This is a genomic window from Glycomyces buryatensis (assembly GCF_004912275.1).
Classification (GTDB): Bacteria; Actinomycetota; Actinomycetes; order Mycobacteriales; family Micromonosporaceae; genus Glycomyces; species Glycomyces buryatensis.
Genome location: NZ_STGY01000010.1, coordinates 1 through 15,170 on the forward strand (window position 1 = coordinate 1; position 15,170 = coordinate 15,170).

General features: G+C 68.7%; 16 protein-coding genes and 1 riboswitch. Of the genes, 10 read left to right on the top strand and 6 right to left on the bottom strand.

Translation table 11 applies throughout. The annotated features are described in order from the left end of the window. Positions 1-371: 371 nt before the first annotated feature. Positions 372-1,229: a TetR/AcrR family transcriptional regulator gene (locus FAB82_RS03575; protein ID WP_136533176.1), complete on the bottom strand. Its 858-nt coding sequence runs from the start codon at positions 1,227-1,229 to the stop codon at positions 372-374. An 80-nt stretch (positions 1,230-1,309) separates the two neighbouring features. Here FAB82_RS03575 and FAB82_RS03580 point away from each other — a divergent pair, with 80 nt between their 5' ends. Next, complete coding sequence (locus FAB82_RS03580; RefSeq protein ID WP_136533177.1) at positions 1,310-1,957, top strand: hypothetical protein; 648 nt, start codon at positions 1,310-1,312, stop codon at positions 1,955-1,957. 59 nt (positions 1,958-2,016) lie between these two features. On the opposite strand, the gene FAB82_RS03585 is transcribed toward FAB82_RS03580, so the two are convergent. From FAB82_RS03585 to FAB82_RS03605, 5 genes are all read right to left on the bottom strand, one after another. Next, a complete protein-coding gene (locus tag FAB82_RS03585; protein WP_136533178.1) occupies positions 2,017-2,802 on the bottom strand; it encodes a hypothetical protein in 786 nt (261 codons plus the stop codon). Positions 2,803-2,904: 102 nt separating this feature from the next. Beyond that, positions 2,905-3,561, bottom strand: coding sequence for an HNH endonuclease family protein (locus FAB82_RS03590; protein ID WP_136533179.1), 657 nt, complete (start codon positions 3,559-3,561; stop codon positions 2,905-2,907). 138 nt (positions 3,562-3,699) lie between these two features. Further along, positions 3,700-4,728, bottom strand: coding sequence for a proprotein convertase P-domain-containing protein (locus FAB82_RS03595; protein WP_136533180.1), 1,029 nt, complete (start codon positions 4,726-4,728; stop codon positions 3,700-3,702). A 327-nt stretch (positions 4,729-5,055) separates the two neighbouring features. Continuing rightward, on the bottom strand, positions 5,056-5,454 hold the full coding sequence (locus FAB82_RS03600) for a hypothetical protein (protein ID WP_136533181.1): 399 nt from the start codon (positions 5,452-5,454) through the stop codon (positions 5,056-5,058). Between the two features lie 114 nt (positions 5,455-5,568). Continuing rightward, positions 5,569-6,879: a hypothetical protein gene (locus tag FAB82_RS03605; protein ID WP_136533182.1), complete on the bottom strand. Its 1,311-nt coding sequence runs from the start codon at positions 6,877-6,879 to the stop codon at positions 5,569-5,571. A 315-nt stretch (positions 6,880-7,194) separates the two neighbouring features. Between FAB82_RS03605 and FAB82_RS03610 the strand changes: the two genes are divergently transcribed. The 9 genes from FAB82_RS03610 (at position 7,195) to thiC (ending at position 15,116) form a co-directional block, all read left to right on the top strand. Continuing rightward, positions 7,195-8,394 carry an FAD-dependent monooxygenase gene (locus tag FAB82_RS03610; RefSeq protein WP_136533183.1) on the top strand — a complete coding sequence of 400 codons (1,200 nt, stop codon included), beginning with the start codon at positions 7,195-7,197 and terminating at the stop codon, positions 8,392-8,394. 42 nt (positions 8,395-8,436) lie between these two features. Then, complete coding sequence (locus tag FAB82_RS03615) at positions 8,437-8,826, top strand: VOC family protein (RefSeq protein WP_136533184.1); 390 nt, start codon at positions 8,437-8,439, stop codon at positions 8,824-8,826. Between the two features lie 112 nt (positions 8,827-8,938). Continuing rightward, entirely contained in the window at positions 8,939-9,541 is a 603-nt protein-coding gene (locus FAB82_RS03620; RefSeq protein ID WP_211116350.1) for a class I SAM-dependent methyltransferase, read from the top strand. A 139-nt stretch (positions 9,542-9,680) separates the two neighbouring features. Further along, a riboswitch (TPP riboswitch) is annotated at positions 9,681-9,791 on the top strand. Beyond that, the gene (thiE, locus tag FAB82_RS03625) at positions 9,782-10,474 is read left to right on the top strand and encodes a thiamine phosphate synthase (RefSeq protein ID WP_136533186.1); all 693 of its coding nucleotides are present in this window, start codon (positions 9,782-9,784) and stop codon (positions 10,472-10,474) included. (Overlaps the previous riboswitch by 10 nt.) Beyond that, on the top strand, positions 10,474-11,532 hold the full coding sequence (gene thiO, locus FAB82_RS03630) for a glycine oxidase ThiO (RefSeq protein ID WP_211116351.1): 1,059 nt from the start codon (positions 10,474-10,476) through the stop codon (positions 11,530-11,532). Before thiE ends, thiO begins: the two co-directional genes overlap by 1 nt. After that, complete coding sequence (gene thiS, locus FAB82_RS03635) at positions 11,529-11,720, top strand: sulfur carrier protein ThiS (protein ID WP_136533187.1); 192 nt, start codon at positions 11,529-11,531, stop codon at positions 11,718-11,720. The genes thiO and thiS overlap by 4 nt, the downstream gene beginning before the upstream one ends. A 3-nt stretch (positions 11,721-11,723) precedes the next feature. Beyond that, the gene (locus FAB82_RS03640) at positions 11,724-12,542 is read left to right on the top strand and encodes a thiazole synthase (protein ID WP_136533188.1); all 819 of its coding nucleotides are present in this window, start codon (positions 11,724-11,726) and stop codon (positions 12,540-12,542) included. Beyond that, complete coding sequence (thiD, locus tag FAB82_RS03645) at positions 12,539-13,363, top strand: bifunctional hydroxymethylpyrimidine kinase/phosphomethylpyrimidine kinase (protein ID WP_136533189.1); 825 nt, start codon at positions 12,539-12,541, stop codon at positions 13,361-13,363. Before FAB82_RS03640 ends, thiD begins: the two co-directional genes overlap by 4 nt. A 157-nt stretch (positions 13,364-13,520) precedes the next feature. Then, complete coding sequence (gene thiC / locus FAB82_RS03650; protein ID WP_136533190.1) at positions 13,521-15,116, top strand: phosphomethylpyrimidine synthase ThiC; 1,596 nt, start codon at positions 13,521-13,523, stop codon at positions 15,114-15,116. Positions 15,117-15,170 lie beyond the last annotated feature (54 nt).

Below are 15,170 nucleotides of genomic sequence, written 5' to 3' on the forward strand. Positions count from 1 at the left end.
CGAGGTGATCCCGACAAGGCCGTCTCCCACCCGGCCGGCCCGTAAGAGGCCGAACAGCTGCGGGACCCGATAGCACTCGGGGGCGAGAACACTCCGACCCCCGTACATGGGGGCGGCGGTTCTCGGAATCGGTCAGGACGGCGAGTCGGCCAGAGGCTTGGCGTAGTCTGCTTGCACCTACTCGACACCTGTACTAATTCCATATCCCTGTGCGTACCTCAATGATCCCCCTTTTCAGGCCCGGCCGCATCACCCGATCGGGGATAAAACCCTCATGTTCTACACCGAACCTGTTGCCCGGCAAGGACATCGGTGCATGCGCCCTACGGCCTCGGCGGGTGCGGGGGAGTGGCACCCCGAATCGCGTCCGGTCAGGACTCGCCGGCCATTCGTTCGAGCGTGTCGCGGACCTCCGCGACGTGCTCGTCGTTCCACTCCACGTCCGGGTCGGGTTCCAGGAACGTCCATTCGATCGCACCGATCGCCAGGGCCGACAGGCTCCACTCGGCGGGTGCTTCGCCGCCGAAGGCCTTGCCTTGCACGCGATCGTCGGCGAGGTTCGGGACGGTCGGATCCATGAGGAGTATGCCGCGCAGCGTGGCGTTGAGGAGCATCGCCATCGTCTCGTAGCCGGCGCCGAGCTCGGGGCGGAGTCGATAGCCCAGCAGGCGGGCGATCTCCTGGTGGGCGGTGGCGATGCGGGTGACGAAACTGCGTTCGGCCTCGGCGAGTGCTGCACGGACGTCCTCGCGCAGCGGGCCGTCGTCCAGGCTCAGGAAGGTGGCGTGCAGGGCGAGGTAGGAGCGCCAGACCTTGGAGTGGCGCACGGATTCGAAGTCGCGATTGGCCCGAATGACCTCGCTGATGATCTGGCCGCGGCCCGCGGGGGTGCGCAGGAGCTCGATCCGTTCGAGGACGGCCGCGGCGACGCCGCTCTGCGACTCCTCGGAGCCGAATTCGGCCGGGGTCGCGCCCTTTGCCAACTCGCGCAGCAGGTCTGAGAAGAACAGGTCCTTGTAGGGCCAGCGCCGGTAGACGGCGCTGCGGGCGACCCCGGCGCTGCGGATGACATCTTCGAGGCTGAGATGTTCCAGGCTCACCGTCAGGCCGGTCTCGCCCACCATCTCGACGGCGGCGGCGAGCATTCGCTCCTCGGTTTCCTTGTCGGACAGGCGGGTTCGGCGTCTGGTCGGTCCCGACACAGCGGCCTCCTCGATCAGTTGAGACATGATATCCCAAGTTTGGTATCCTGAACTCTGGCTGGAGTCGAGAGCAGGCTACCAGCCCTGACACCACCTAGGAGCATCACGTGAACACCACCGAGCCCGCCTCGAGGCCGAAACGCACCCGTCGCGCCGGCAAGATCACCGGCGGCATCGTCCTCATCGTCGTCGGATTCCTGTTCCTGGCGACCGCCCCGTTCCTCTCCGACTTCACCGCGGAGACCGCCCCGTACGAGAGCGACGCCTACGCGGTCGTCGGCGACAGCTGGGACGAGTCGTCTTACGGCGGTGACGGTCTCATCGAGTCCGCCAGCATCGAGATCACGCCCTCGGGCGACGCCCCAGTCTTCGCGGGCCTGATCCCGGCCGACGAGGCCGACGCCTTCCTCGGCGGCATCGGTCGCACCCTCCTCCACCGCGGGACCGCCGAGCACGGCCCCACCACCGAGGACGTCGCGGGCGACGCGCCCGCCGGACTGCCGGGCGATTCCGACGTCTGGGCGGCGCAGATCGAGGGCACGGGCGTGCAGACGCTCGACCTCGGCGGCGCCGAACTCGAGGGGGAGTACGTCCCGGTCGTCATGAACGCCGACGGCACCGCGGGAGTCGGCGGCGAGGTCGTCGTCGAATACGAGATCCCGATGCTGCCGTGGGCCACCGCCGGCCTGGTGATCCTCGGGCTGATCGGCCTCGGCGGCGGCGTCTGGCTGCTGATCCGCGCCAAGCGCGCGTAAGCAGGGAACAGAAAGGGGGCCGGGCATCGCCCGGCCCTCTTCGCCTTGCCGCGCCGGCCTCAGCGCCACACAGTTCGGGTGTGCGTGAGCTGGCAGCCCAGTCGGGTGAGGTTGGCATGGCTCGGTGAGTCGAGCGCGGCGGTGACCACGGCGAGATCGCAACTGGTGGCGGCGTCGCGCAGGCGTCGTGCGATCAGCGCGGTTTGGTATCCGTGCCTTCGGAACCGGGGGACGGTCGCGGCGCCGGCGAGGATGCCGGTTCCGTCGTGTGCGAACAACCCGGCGGCCGCGGCGGGCTGACCATCCACAAAGGCTAGATAGCGGCGAAAGCCCGCCGCGCTGTGCTCGATGGAGAGCATGTCCCGGAACGCCGTCTCGTCCGCGCCGATCCCATAGCCGCGGAACAGGGTGTCGAGGTACCGATCGTCGTCCGAACCGACCTCCTCGACCAGCACCGCAGCGGGCACATTGACCTGATCAGGCCGAACGTGCAAGGCGACAGTGGGTGGCATGGGAGCCAGGTCGGCCGCTCGAAGCAGCTCGTGCAGTTCGTCGCCCGCGTCCGGCGACCGGACCTCGATGGCGGGCCGTAGTCCGCGCCCGGTGTAGAACGCCAGCAGGTCGTCCAGCAGGTGGCGGTGCTCCAAGCGGAAAGGCCGGGCCTTGTTGTACGGCACGAGGTGAGCCAGCTCGGAGAGCGCTGTGGCCGTCACGTCCTCGAGGTGCCGCACCTCGGTCCCGGGGAATCGCCCGGATGCGGCGGCGAAATCCAGCTCCGTCTTGTGCATGAGCGACGCCTCGACTCGTTGGATCAGGTGCGCCGAGGTATTCGCGGGTCCGCTCATGCCGTCACGCTACCCGCGGATCTCAAGTGCCCGCGAAACCGCAAGGCCCGCGCCGAAGTCCTTGTGAGACTTCGACCCGGGCCTCGCGGTTTCAGGAGGAGATCAGACGCCGCAGTAGGTGCTCAACTGCGAACGCAGGGCGGTCTTCTCCGCCGAGTTCACCGAGAGGCCGTAGCGGTACTTCACATTGATCCAGGCCTTGGCGTAGTTGCAGCGGACCGAAGTGACCGGAGGGACCCACTCGGCCGGGTCCCTGTCGCCCTTGGAGGAGTTGACGGAGGTGGAGGCGATCCACAGCTGCGGCGAGCTGATGTCGTTGGCGAAGCTCTGGCGCCGGGCCGTGGTCCAGGACCAGGCTCCGGACGTCCACGCCTCCTTCAGGGCCACCACGTGGTCGATGGTGGCGCTGGACGGCGTGGACGTCCAGACGTTGTCGAAGTCGGAGTGCCAGCGGCCGGAGGTCGGGTAGCAGTTGGAGCCGACGGTGACGTTCTCGCCGTCGCGCCTCAGGACGTATTCACGCGCGCTGCAGGTGCCGCTGACGGTCACCCAGTGCGGGAACAGGTCGCGGTTGTAGGTGCTGTCGTGGGATTCCGACGCGACGGTCAGGGAGTTGAGCTGGGAGAGGGCCGTCGAGGAGGCGGGGATTCCCGGCGGGAGATGGGCCGCCGCCGGGGCGACGTCGAAGACGAGGACGGCCAGCACGGCGGCCGTGATCGCGACGGACAGGTTGCGGGCAAGGCGCTTCCAGGTGTGCATGGAGATGCTCCAGAGAACGAGGGAAAGGCGGATCGAGGGAGGTCATGGATCGAGTGGAGTCGGGTTGCGTTCGCCCGCTTCGAGGATCGCCGAAGCGGGCGAGCGCGGGTCGTACGTCGGTGCCCGGAGGGGCCTGCGTCAGACGCTGAGCGACCAGCCGTTCAGGGTGCCGGTGGAGCCGCCGCTGTAGGTGTCCCGCACCTGGAGGGTCCAGGTGCCCGAGGCGGCCTCACTGGAGAGGTTCACGGTGTACGAGCGCGAGCCGAAGTTGCCCGAATTGGAGCTGGAGGACTGGACCCGGTAGACCGAACCGTCCGGGGCCCTGAGGTCGACCTGGATGTCGCCGTAGTACGCGTGGGTGATGTTCACGGTGACCGAGCTTGAGGAGGAGGCCGATCCGCTGCAGCTCAATGCGATCGTGGAACTGACGGTGCTGCCCTCGGTGATGGTCCTGGCGGAGTTGGAGGAACCGGTGCAGTCGCCGGTGCCCGGGTCGCCGCCGGAGGTGCCGCAGTAGGTGTTCAGGTGCGACTGGATCGCGCTCTTCTCGGCGGAGTCCACGGTCAGGTTGTAGAGGTACTTGACGTGGGTCCAGGCCTTGACGTAGTCACAGCGCACGGCGGTGTTGGGCGGCATCCACTCGGCGGGGTCGTCGGCGCCCTTGGAGGAGTTGACCGAGGTGGTCGCGATCCACAGTTGCGGCGAGTCGATGTCGTTGGCGAAGGCCTGGCGCTGCGCCGTGGTCCACGCCCAGGCGCCGGAGCCCCAGGCCTCGCCGAGCGCTACGACGTGGTCGATGGTGGCGTTGGAGACCGTCGAAGTCCAGACATTGTCGTAGTCGGACTGCCAAGAGCCCGAGTCGGGTTGGCAGTCCGACCCGGTCTCCACGTTGCTGCCGTCGCGGCCCAGGACGTACTGGCGGGCGGTGCAGCCGCCGCCGACGCTGGACCAGTGGGGGAACAGGTCGCGGTCGTAGGTGTTGTTGTTCTGTTCGGTCCGGACGGTGAGCGCGTTCAGCTCGGTTTGAGCCGTTGCGGCCGAAGGAATGCCGGGGGGCCGGACGGCCTCGGCGGGGGCGGAGGAGAGGGCGACGAGGGCAAGGGTGCCGAGCGAGGCCGCCGTGAGGACGGCGACGGCGCGGTGCACCATGCGTTTCCAGGTGTGCATAGTGAGCTCCTGAAGGGACTGAGGGGGACCGGGCCAGCGGGGGCGAGCCGGTGGGGATGTGAAGCCGGCTCATATTCATAGAAACATGGGATCATTGGCCCGGTCAATCCCCCGCAAGAAGTGTTAACCGCCGCGACACGCGCAATGAGCGGCAACGTCACCCAATTCGCCCCAATCGACGAAGCGGAAGTTCGGGGCGCCGGTGGGGAACAGAACGGGCGGCGCGGCCAGCCGGAGGGAGCCGGCTGACCACGCCGCCCGGCCTGATTGCGGCCTCATCGTTTGGACGGCGAGACCTCAAGCGGTGCAGCGAATGTGGTTGTGGCGCTAACACTCACCACCCCAGTACATGTTGCGGATGGTGGCATTGACGGCCCCATCGCGCAGGTCGAGCTTGTAACCGTCGCCCGGGCGGAAGTGCAGGCAAGTGTCGTACCATTCGCTGCCGCCGTAGTACTTGTACTCGAAGTAGACGTGATCGGCGCCGGCCTGCTGATTCCCGTTGTTCACAACGACCCAGAAGTGCTCGCCATCGGGGACGTACCCGGGTGTCTGGTAGGACAGATATCGGGGTGTGATGTCGCCGTTGTAGAGGCAGACATTGCCCGACTCGCATCCCCTCCAGGTCTCGCCCGCGCTGGCGGGAGTGCCGGTCGTCAGTACGAGCATGGCCATGCTGGCGGCGGCGATCGCTGCGATTACGGTGCGGCGCAGTCGCGTGGACATATTGTCTCCCCTTCGAGTGGACTCGCCCATGACAGAGGGTCGCGAGAAAGTTACATCTTAACGGGAATCCCGCACTCGATTGGCCGACGCGGCAAAGCCGCCGAGGCGTCGGCGTTATTCGACCTCGCGTCGCGGATTGAGCTGGTCCACGAGCCACACGTCCACGACGTCATTGACGATCGTGCGGACGGCCTCGTTCTCGCTCTCCAGGTGCTCGCCGTCGGTGCGGCCGATGACGGCGTACATCAGGTAGTGGCCGTAGGTGTTGTAGCCGACCATGGTCGCCGACCGACCCAGCTCCTCACCTGCGCCGCCGGTCCGGAATGCGGCGAAGCCGCCCTCCAGTCCCTCGTCGATCGCGGTGCGCAGCTCCTCGGCCTCGGCGGCGTCGGCCAGGTTGAGGACGCCGGCGGTCGCCACGTAGGCGCCGTCCAGACTGACCAGTGTGGAACGGACGGTCTGGGTGCAGTCGGTGTCGGCGAGCAGTTCGGCCAGCTCGTCCAGCGCGGCGTCGGCGCAGTTCGAAAGCTCTTCGGTGTCAAGGACCTCGTATGCGCCGGCCGCGCCCTCCGGGGCGATGGTGCCCGCACCGAAGAGCTCCGCGGCGGTGATCGGCTCGGGGTCGGTGTCGCGGTTCTCGATCGGGTCGACCACCTGGGGGGCGTCGGCGGCCTCGTCCTCTTCGGAAGCCTGGGCCGGGTCGGCTTGGGGCTGCGAGCTCTGGACGGGATCCGGCTCGCCCTCGCGGAGCACGATGAATGCCCCTGCGCCGCAGGCGGCCACGACCGCGAGTCCACTCACGACCGACAGGGCGATGAGCCACCACCGGGTGCGCTTGCGGGCGCGCCGCGCGGCGCGGCGGAGGGGCCGGGAAGCGTGGATGCGCTCAAGGTGCTGCTCCATCTCCTCTTCGGGGGAGCGCTGAGTACCCGAGGACGGCAGTGACATCTCCTCGGCGCTGAGACGAGCGGTGGGCGCGTTGGCCAAGTCGGCCCCGCTCTTGGCGACCGGCGCGCCGGTGCGGCCGCGCGTCGTGGAGGAACCGGGATCGACCTGCGAAGCGGCACGGGTCCGGCCGGGCCGTCGGGCGCCGTCCCGTTCCGTGTCGGTCGGTGCGAAGTAGCCGTGTCCGGCGGCGTTCTCGTTGCGAACGGTGGCCGCCGGGTCGGCGGCCAGCGGCGTGTCGAGCGGGAACTGCTCGTTCGAGCGGCCCTTGGGAGACTCGCCGGCTCGGGTCCACTCGACCGGAATCGGATCGGAGCCGAGGTCGGAGAGCCCGCGCGCGGTCGCCCGCGCGGCGGGCTCGTGCGGTGCCGCCGCGGCGGTCGCCGGACTGCGGTCATCGGAATTGATATCCGCGCCGGAGTGGGAAGGACGCCCCTGCTCTCGCTGCGGGATGCCGAAGGGGGACGGGCCATGTGCCATAGATCGGAGCATAAACCCGCCGCGGGCCAAAACCGGGATTGTTCCCCCGGGAGAGGGAGCGCTTCGCGTCGCGCCCTAGCTAGCGCCAACCGCGCCGCGCCGCGAGGCCCGGGCCGAACCGGCTCAGGTTCTGCGAGTCCAGTGCGATCCGGCGACGAGTTGCGGCACAGATGCGGCAGGTTGCCATCAAGGGTCTTGCGCAAGTTGTGCGTATGTCATACGCTAAATGAGTTTCGGACGGTCGAACGCGCGAGCGGTGCGACCAAGGCGCCGGAGCCCACACCCCTTGTCCGGCAAGCGATAGGAACCTCCCCCATGTCCGACAATCGTCGCGTCCTCATCTCGGGCGCCAGCATCGCCGGGACCACCGCGGCCTATTGGCTGCACCGGCACGGCTTCACGCCGACAGTCATCGAGCGCGCTCCGGCGATCCGCGAAGGCGGGTACAAGATCGACATTCGCGGTGCGGCACTCGACGTCGTGTCCCGTATGGATCTGCTGGAGGAGGTCCGAAGGCATCCCACCGAGGTCAAGAACGCGACCATTGTGGATGCCAGAGGTCGTAAGGTGGCCAGCCTGGACGCCGACGGTGCCGGCGGGCGCGAGATCGAAGACGCCGAGATCATGCGCGGCGACCTCAACCGCATCATCTATGAAGCGACCAAGGCCGACGTCGAGTACCGCTTCGAGGAATCGATCAGTGCGATAGAGGTCGGTGACGACTCCGTCAAGGTCGACTTCGAGAGCGGATCGGCCGAGGAGTTCGACCTCGTCATCGGCGCCGACGGCGCCCACTCCAATACGCGCTCCCTCGCCTTCGGCCCCGAGACGGACTACCTCCACGATCTCGGCTACTACGTCGCCATCTTCAGCGTCCCCAACCACCTCGGTCTCGACCGCGAGGAACTGACCTACGTCGGTCCCGGCCGCACCGCGCTGACCTACAGCACCGCGGGCGACACCGGCGCGAAGGCGATGTTCATGTTCGCCTCCGACCCGCTCGAATACGACCACCGCGACCGCAATCGGCAGCAGCGGCTCCTCTCCGAGGCCTACGCGGGCGAGGGCTGGGAGGTGCCCAAGTTCCTCGAGGCGATGGCCGACGCACCCGACTTCTACTTCGACTCGATCAGCCAGATCCGCATGGACAAGTGGTCGAACGGACGTGTCGCCCTGGTCGGCGACGCCGCGTACTGCGCCTCCCCGGCATCGGGCCAGGGCACCAGCCTCGCCCTCGTCGGCGCCTACGTCCTGGCCGGAGAAATCGCCGCCGCCGGCGGCGACACCAGCGGTTTCGAGGCCTATGAGCGTCAGCTCGGCCACTTCGTGTCCGTGAACCAGAAGCTCGGGCCCTCCAATATCAAGCAGATGGTCCTGCGCAGCAAGATGCAGGTCCGGATGGCGATGACGTTCATGTCGCTGATGTCGCGCATGCCCGGCAAGGACCGCATGACCGCGAAGATCGTGGAGACGATTCACCAGGCCGCCACGGCCATCACTCTCAAGGACTACTGAGCCGCCGAGCTCGACCCGAAACCCACCGACCGAAGGATTGACATGCCGAACACCACGCCCCGAATCGTCAGCAGTATCGGCGTAGTCCCCGTCTACGCGTCCGATCAGGATCTCTTCCTGGAGTTCTACACCGAAAAAGTTGGCATGGAGCTGCGCTTCGACTCCGAGGTCCATCCCGGCATCCGCTGGATCGAGGTCGGGCTCCCCGGCCAGCACGCCAACCTCGCCATCCTCGCCGCGGACGCCTGGCCCGACCAGCCGGCGCGGACCAACTGGATGACGCTGCACACCACGGATCTGACCGTATCCATGAAAGAGCTGGCCGCACGCGGCGTCGAACTAAGCGACCGGGTCTCGGCGCCGTACGGCGACTTCTGCACCTTCACCGACCCCGACGGACAGCAGGTCACCCTGGCCGAGGTCCCGCTCTGATCCGGTGAATCGGGCCGGGCGGGCGGGCCTCGCATCGGCCTCACCCGTCTGGCCTGGGACGAAAGCGTCACACCGGCGAGGATCGCGGCGGCGACCGAGAGACAATAGCCGGGTGTCCGAGCAGCCAGAACACTATTTCTCCGAGCGTCCCGCCGTCGATGACCGCGAGCGCACCGTCACCTTCGACCTTGACGGGGTCGGCTACGAGCTGACCACCTCCAGCGGCGTCTTCTCCGGCAGCCGCCTCGACCCCGGCACCAGCGTGCTGCTCAACAAGGTCGTCCTGCCCGACACCGCGGGGACGTTCCTCGACCTCGGCTGCGGATACGGCCCCATCGCCGCCGTCCTCGCCCAACGAGGGGACGCCGAGGTCTGGGCCGTCGACATCAACCGTCGCGCCCTCGACCTCGCCCGCCGCAATACCGAGAAGGCGCCTGGAACAGTCCACATCGGAACTCCTGACGAGGTGCCCGCCGACGTGAAGTTCGACGAGATCTGGTCGAACCCGCCGATCAAGGTCGGCAAGGACGCCCTCCACGAACTCCTGGAGACCTGGCTGCCGCGACTGAAGCCCGGGGGCGTCGCCTGGCTGGTCGTCTCCAAGCACCTCGGGGCGGATTCGCTGGCGCGCTGGCTGACCGAGGCCGGTTGGGTCGTGGACAAGCACGCCAGCGCCAACGGATACCGGGTTCTGCGCGTCGATCGGGCCGAATAGGGCGTCCCGACAGGTCGGGGGATCACGCCGACGAGCCGAACCGGCGGCGCGCGGACTGACCCGAACGCGTCGAGTCCAGTAGCTGACACGGGGGTTGTCAGCGCACGGATCGATGACGTAACGTAGCGGCCGTAAACGAATAACAACCCACGGGAGTCCGATGCATCGGGCTGAGAGGGGACTTGGTAGTCCCGACCGTCGAACCTGATCCAGATCATGCTGGCGCAGGGAGAAGGAGCTATGCAGGCTACTCGTCTACCTCGACTTCACGTCATCACCGACACCCGCGCGGGCGCTTCGCCGCTCAGCGTCGTCGCCGCCTCCCTCGCCGCCGGCGCGCGGCTCATTCAGGTCCGCCCCGAGGACCACCACAACGACCGCTCCGCGTTCGACTTCGCCGCCGCCGTCGCCGCGCTGTGCGGCGAGTACGGCGCCACGTGCCTGATCAATGATCGTGTCCACATCGCACAGGCCGTCGGCGCCCACGGCGTTCACCTTGGGGCCGAAGACCTTCCGCTCGACGCCGCCCGGAGGATTCTTCCCTCCGACGCGATCATCGGCGGAACCTGCCGCGAACCCGAGGCGGCGCGCGCCGCGCGCCGCGCCGGGGCCACGTACCTCGGGGTCGGCCCGGTGTGGTCGACGACCACCAAGCACGGTCTGCCCGGCGCCATCGGACTCCCAGGACTCGCCGCCGTCTGCGAGGCGGTCGAGCTGCCGGTGATCGCCATCGGCGGCATCACGGCCGAACGCGCGGCCGAGTGCCGCGCGGCCGGTGCCCACGGTGTGGCCGTCGTCGGGGCGATCTCGGGCGCCGCAGACCCGCAGGGCGCGACCGCCGAACTGCTTGCGGCAGTAGGCGAAGCGGACCCTCCCGGATTGGTGCGGCCGAACCGGGGCGACGTCCCGGAGCAACTGGTGGGGGAGCGCTAATGCGCATCGCCATCGTCGGCGCCGGGTCCATTGGCCTGGCGATCGCGTGGCGGATCGCCCGGTTCGGGGCCGAGGTCGTCGTCTACGACCCCGCCCCCGGCTCGGGTGCTTCGCGCGTGGCCGCCGGGATGCTCGCCGCCGTCACCGAAGCCCAGTTCGGCGAGGAGGCCCTGCTTCCGTTCATGGCCGAATCCGCCGACGCCTGGCCCGGATTCGCCCGCGAACTCGAACAGGCCTCCGGCCACCACGTCGGCTTCCGGGACGCCCCCACGCTGCTGGTCGGGCTTGAAGACGCCGACCGGGCCGAGATCGACCGGCAGGCCGCCCTCTATCGGTCGACCGATAGAAACGTGCAGCCGCTGGGTGGTCGCGCCTCCCGCAAGATCGAGCCGCTGCTCAGCCACCGCACCAGGGGAGGCGTCCTGGTTCCCGACGACCGCGCCGTCGACCCCCGCGCCGTCCATGCCGCCCTGCTGGCCGCCGCCGAGAAGGCCGGTGCCCGAATTCGGACCGAGCATGTCGACGATCTCGGTGCGCTGGACGCCGACAAGATCGTGCTCGCCACCGGCTGCGGATCCGCGCGCTTCGGACTGCCGATCCGGCCCGTGCGCGGCACGGTCCTGCGACTGAGGGCCGGCGACGGGCAGCCGGTGCCGGCCGCGACCGTGCGCGGATACGTGCAGGGACACCCGGTCTACATCGTCACCCGCGACTCCGGCGAGATCGTCATCGGCGCGACCAGCGACGAACGGGGTTTCGATCGGACGATAGGAACCGCCGGGGCCGTCCATGACCTGCTGCGCTGGTCGATCGAACTGATCCCCGAGATCGCCGAATACCACCTCGAAGAGGTCACGGTCGGATTCCGCCCGACCGCCCCCGACAATCTGCCGCTCATCGGCCCCGTCGATGACCGGACCATCGCCGCGACCGGGCACTACCGCCACGGGATCGCCCTGATCCCGGCCACCGCGGCGTGCGTCGCCGATCTTGCGACCGGTCAGGGCGACGGCTTCCCGAAGGCGTTCGACCCGCTGCGATTCAAGGAGAGCGAATGAAGATCGAACTCAATGGCGAAGCGCGAGGCGACGTCAAGACCGCCGCCGCTGCCGTCGCGGCCGTCACCGAAGCGCGGCGCGGTATTGCCGTCGCCGTCAATGGCGAGGTCGTTCCGCGGTCCGAATGGGACCTGCCGCTCGCCGACGGCGACACCGTCGAAGTCCTCACCGCAACCCAAGGAGGCTGACCCATGCCCGACCCCGCAACCGTCACCCCCGGTATCGCGTCCGGGCCCGGCATCCACACCGGGCTCACGATCGCGGACAAGACGTTCGACTCCCGACTCATCCTCGGGACCGGAGGCGCCGCCAACCACGCCCAGCTCGCGGCCGCCATCGCGGCCTCCGGCACCGAACTGGTCACCGTCGCCCTCCGCCGCGTGAGCCCCGGCACCGAAGGATCCATCGTGGATGTCATCGAGAGCTGCGGCGTCGACGTCCTTCCCAACACCGCCGGATGCTTCACCGCCGAGCAGGCCGTCCGCACCGCCCGCCTCGCCCGGGAGGCCTTCGGCACCAACTGGATCAAACTCGAGGTGATCGGCGACGAGGACACGCTCCTGCCCGACCCGGTCGAGCTCCTCGACGCCGCCGAAACCCTGGTCGCGGAGGGCTTCACGGTCCTGCCGTACACCAACGACGACCCGATCCTGGCGCGCCATCTCGAAGCCGCAGGCTGCGCCGCGGTCATGCCGCTCGCGGCCCCGATCGGCACCGGACTCGGCATTCGCAACCCCCACAACCTGGCGCTCATCTGCGAAGGCGCCAATGTCCCCGTCATCTGCGACGCCGGCATCGGCACCGCGTCCGATGCCGCCCAGGCCATGGAACTCGGCTGCGCCGCGGTCCTGCTCGCCACCGCCGTCACCCGCGCGGCCGATCCGGAACTCATGGCCGCCGCCATGCGCGATGCGGTGACCGCCGGCCGCGCCGCCCGCCTCGCCGGGCGGATCCCCAAGCGCCAGTTGGCGAAGGCCTCGACCACGTTCGACGGGATGGCCGACCTGTGAACCGGAGCTTCCCGCAGCCGCCGGTCGCGCTCACCATCGCCGGCTCCGACTCCGGCGGCGGCGCGGGCATCCAGGCCGACCTGCACACCTTCGCGGCTCACGGGGTTCACGGCACGAGCGTCGTCACCGCGGTCACCGCGCAGAACACCCGGGGCGTGAGTGCCGCCGAGACGATCGCCGAGCCACTGGTGCGGGCCCAGCTCGACGCGGTGCTCGGCGACTTCGACGTCGCCGCCGTCAAGACCGGCATGCTCGGCGGTGACGAGCTGCTGGCGGTGGTGGCCGAATACGGACAAGAGGACCGGCTGCCGAACCTCGTGATCGATCCGGTCATGGTCACGACCACCGGCGACGCGCTCTTCGCGGGCGACCCGGCGGCCTACCTGGGACGGCTGGGGCCCTTCGCGACCATATTGACTCCCAACCTGATCGAGACCGGTCAACTGCTCGGGCGCGAGATCGGGAGCGCCGCGGAGATGCGCGAGGCCGCCCGCGCGCTGGCGACATACGGGCCGAGGGCGGTCCTGGTCAAAGGCGGACACGCCGCCGACGAGGAGCGGAGCGTGGACGTGCTGTGGTGCGACGGCCAGATGCTGGATCTGGCCGCGCCCCGGGTGGACACGCGCAATGACCACGGCACCGGATGCACGCTGGCGTCGGCGATCGCCGCGCGGCTCGCGCTGGGGCACCCGCTGCCGCAGGCGGTCGCGGGGGCGAAGACGTATGTGACCGAGGCGCTGAAGGCCGCGGCCGGCTGGCGGCTCGGTTCGGGGCCCGGTCCGGTGCACCACCATCACGGCCGAAAGAGCGCCGCACTGTGAGCCGCATTTTGGGTGGCAGTGAGCCGTGGGGTCGCCGAAGGCGCCATGGCCAGTCGCCACGTCCCCCGGTACCGAGTGTGCCCGCAAGGTCTGACATTTCCGCGCGGCCGCTGGCGGCCGACGCGGGTCTATTCATCGAGAGTTGTTAGGAGCAATCATGAACGCTAGAACCAAGGTCTATGTGGAGGGCGACCGGCCCGACATCCAGGTCCCGTTCACCCAGGTCGAGCTCGCCGGAGGCGAGGCTCCCGTTCGCCTCTACGACACGTCCGGTCCCGGTTCCGATCCCGAGGTCGGGCTTCCGAAGCTGCGAGAGACCTGGATCGCCGAGCATCGCGGCACCCCCGTCGCGAAGATCGAACACGACGGCGTCGAACTGGAGTGCAACACCCAGCTCCACTACGCCAAGCAGGGCATCGTGACGCCCGAGATGTCGTTCGTCGCCCTCCGCGAAGGGCTCGCCCCCGAGTTCGTGCGAGACGAGATCGCCGCCGGCCGCGCCATCCTCCCCAACAACATCAACCACCCCGAGACCGAGCCGATGATCATCGGCAAGAACTTCCTCACCAAGATCAACGCGAACATCGGGACCTCGGCCGTCTCCGACTCCATCGCCGCCGAGGTCGAGAAGCTGACCTGGGCGACCAAGTGGGGCGCCGACACGGTCATGGACCTCTCGACCGGCAAGCACATCCACGAGACCCGCGAGCACATCGTCCGCAACTCCGCCGTCCCGATCGGCACTGTCCCGCTCTACCAGGCCCTCGAAAAGGTCAATGGCGACCCGGTGAAACTCAACTGGGAGGTCTACCGCGAGACCATCATCGAGCAGGCCGAGCAGGGCGTCGACTACATGACCGTGCACGCCGGCGTGCTCCTGCGCTACGTGCCGCTCGCCGCGAACCGCGTCACCGGGATCGTCTCGCGCGGCGGATCCATCATGGCCGCCTGGTGCCTCGCCCACCACGAGGAGAACTTCCTCTACACGCACTACCGCGAGCTGTGCGAGATCTTCGCGAAGTACGACATCGCCTTCTCCCTCGGCGACGGCCTGCGTCCCGGCTCCATCGCCGACGCCAATGACGACGCCCAGTTCGCCGAGCTGCGCACCCTCGGCGAGCTCACCCACATCGCCTGGGAGTACGACGTCCAGGTCATGTGCGAGGGCCCCGGCCACGTGCCGATGCACAAGATCAAGGAGAACGTCGACCTCCAGCAGGAGCTGTGCGGCGAGGCCCCGTTCTACACGCTCGGGCCGCTCACCACCGACGTCGCCCCCGCCTACGACCACATCACCTCCGCGATCGGCGCGGCCATGATCGGCTGGTTCGGCACCGCGATGCTCTGTTATGTCACACCCAAGGAGCACCTTGGACTTCCGAACCGCGAAGACGTCAAGGAAGGGGTGATCGCCTACAAGATCGCCGCCCACGCCGCCGACCTCGCCAAGGGCCACCCGGGGGCGCAGCAGTGGGACGACGCGCTCTCCAAGGCGCGATTCGAATTCCGCTGGGAAGACCAGTTCAACCTCTCGCTCGACCCCGACCGGGCCCGCGAGTACCACGACGAGACCCTCCCGGCCGAGCCGGCGAAGACCGCGCACTTCTGCTCGATGTGCGGCCCCAAGTTCTGCAGCATGAAGATCAGCCAGGAGCTGAAGGACTACGCCGCGCAGGGCATGTTCGACAAGAGCGAGGAGTTCATGCAGTCGGGAGGGAAGGTCTACCTCCCAGTGGTCGAGACCAAGGGGTAGTCGACCGACGGGCGGACTGGGCCGCCGGTTCCGGACCGTGCGCCGGCCTGCCGC

Coding starts and splice junctions, on each gene's coding strand:
- FAB82_RS03575 (WP_136533176.1), bottom strand. CDS start 1,229: ATGTCTCAACTGATCGAGGAGGCCGCTGTGTCGGGACCGACCAGACGC.
- FAB82_RS03585 (WP_136533178.1), bottom strand. CDS start 2,802: ATGAGCGGACCCGCGAATACCTCGGCGCACCTGATCCAACGAGTCGAG.
- FAB82_RS03590 (WP_136533179.1), bottom strand. CDS start 3,561: ATGCACACCTGGAAGCGCCTTGCCCGCAACCTGTCCGTCGCGATCACG.
- FAB82_RS03595 (WP_136533180.1), bottom strand. CDS start 4,728: ATGCACACCTGGAAACGCATGGTGCACCGCGCCGTCGCCGTCCTCACG.
- FAB82_RS03600 (WP_136533181.1), bottom strand. CDS start 5,454: ATGTCCACGCGACTGCGCCGCACCGTAATCGCAGCGATCGCCGCCGCC.
- FAB82_RS03605 (WP_136533182.1), bottom strand. CDS start 6,879: ATGGCACATGGCCCGTCCCCCTTCGGCATCCCGCAGCGAGAGCAGGGG.
- FAB82_RS03610 (WP_136533183.1), top strand. CDS start 7,195: ATGTCCGACAATCGTCGCGTCCTCATCTCGGGCGCCAGCATCGCCGGG.
- FAB82_RS03615 (WP_136533184.1), top strand. CDS start 8,437: ATGCCGAACACCACGCCCCGAATCGTCAGCAGTATCGGCGTAGTCCCC.
- thiE (WP_136533186.1), top strand. CDS start 9,782: ATGCAGGCTACTCGTCTACCTCGACTTCACGTCATCACCGACACCCGC.
- thiO (WP_211116351.1), top strand. CDS start 10,474: ATGCGCATCGCCATCGTCGGCGCCGGGTCCATTGGCCTGGCGATCGCG.
- thiS (WP_136533187.1), top strand. CDS start 11,529: ATGAAGATCGAACTCAATGGCGAAGCGCGAGGCGACGTCAAGACCGCC.
- FAB82_RS03640 (WP_136533188.1), top strand. CDS start 11,724: ATGCCCGACCCCGCAACCGTCACCCCCGGTATCGCGTCCGGGCCCGGC.
- thiC (WP_136533190.1), top strand. CDS start 13,521: ATGAACGCTAGAACCAAGGTCTATGTGGAGGGCGACCGGCCCGACATC.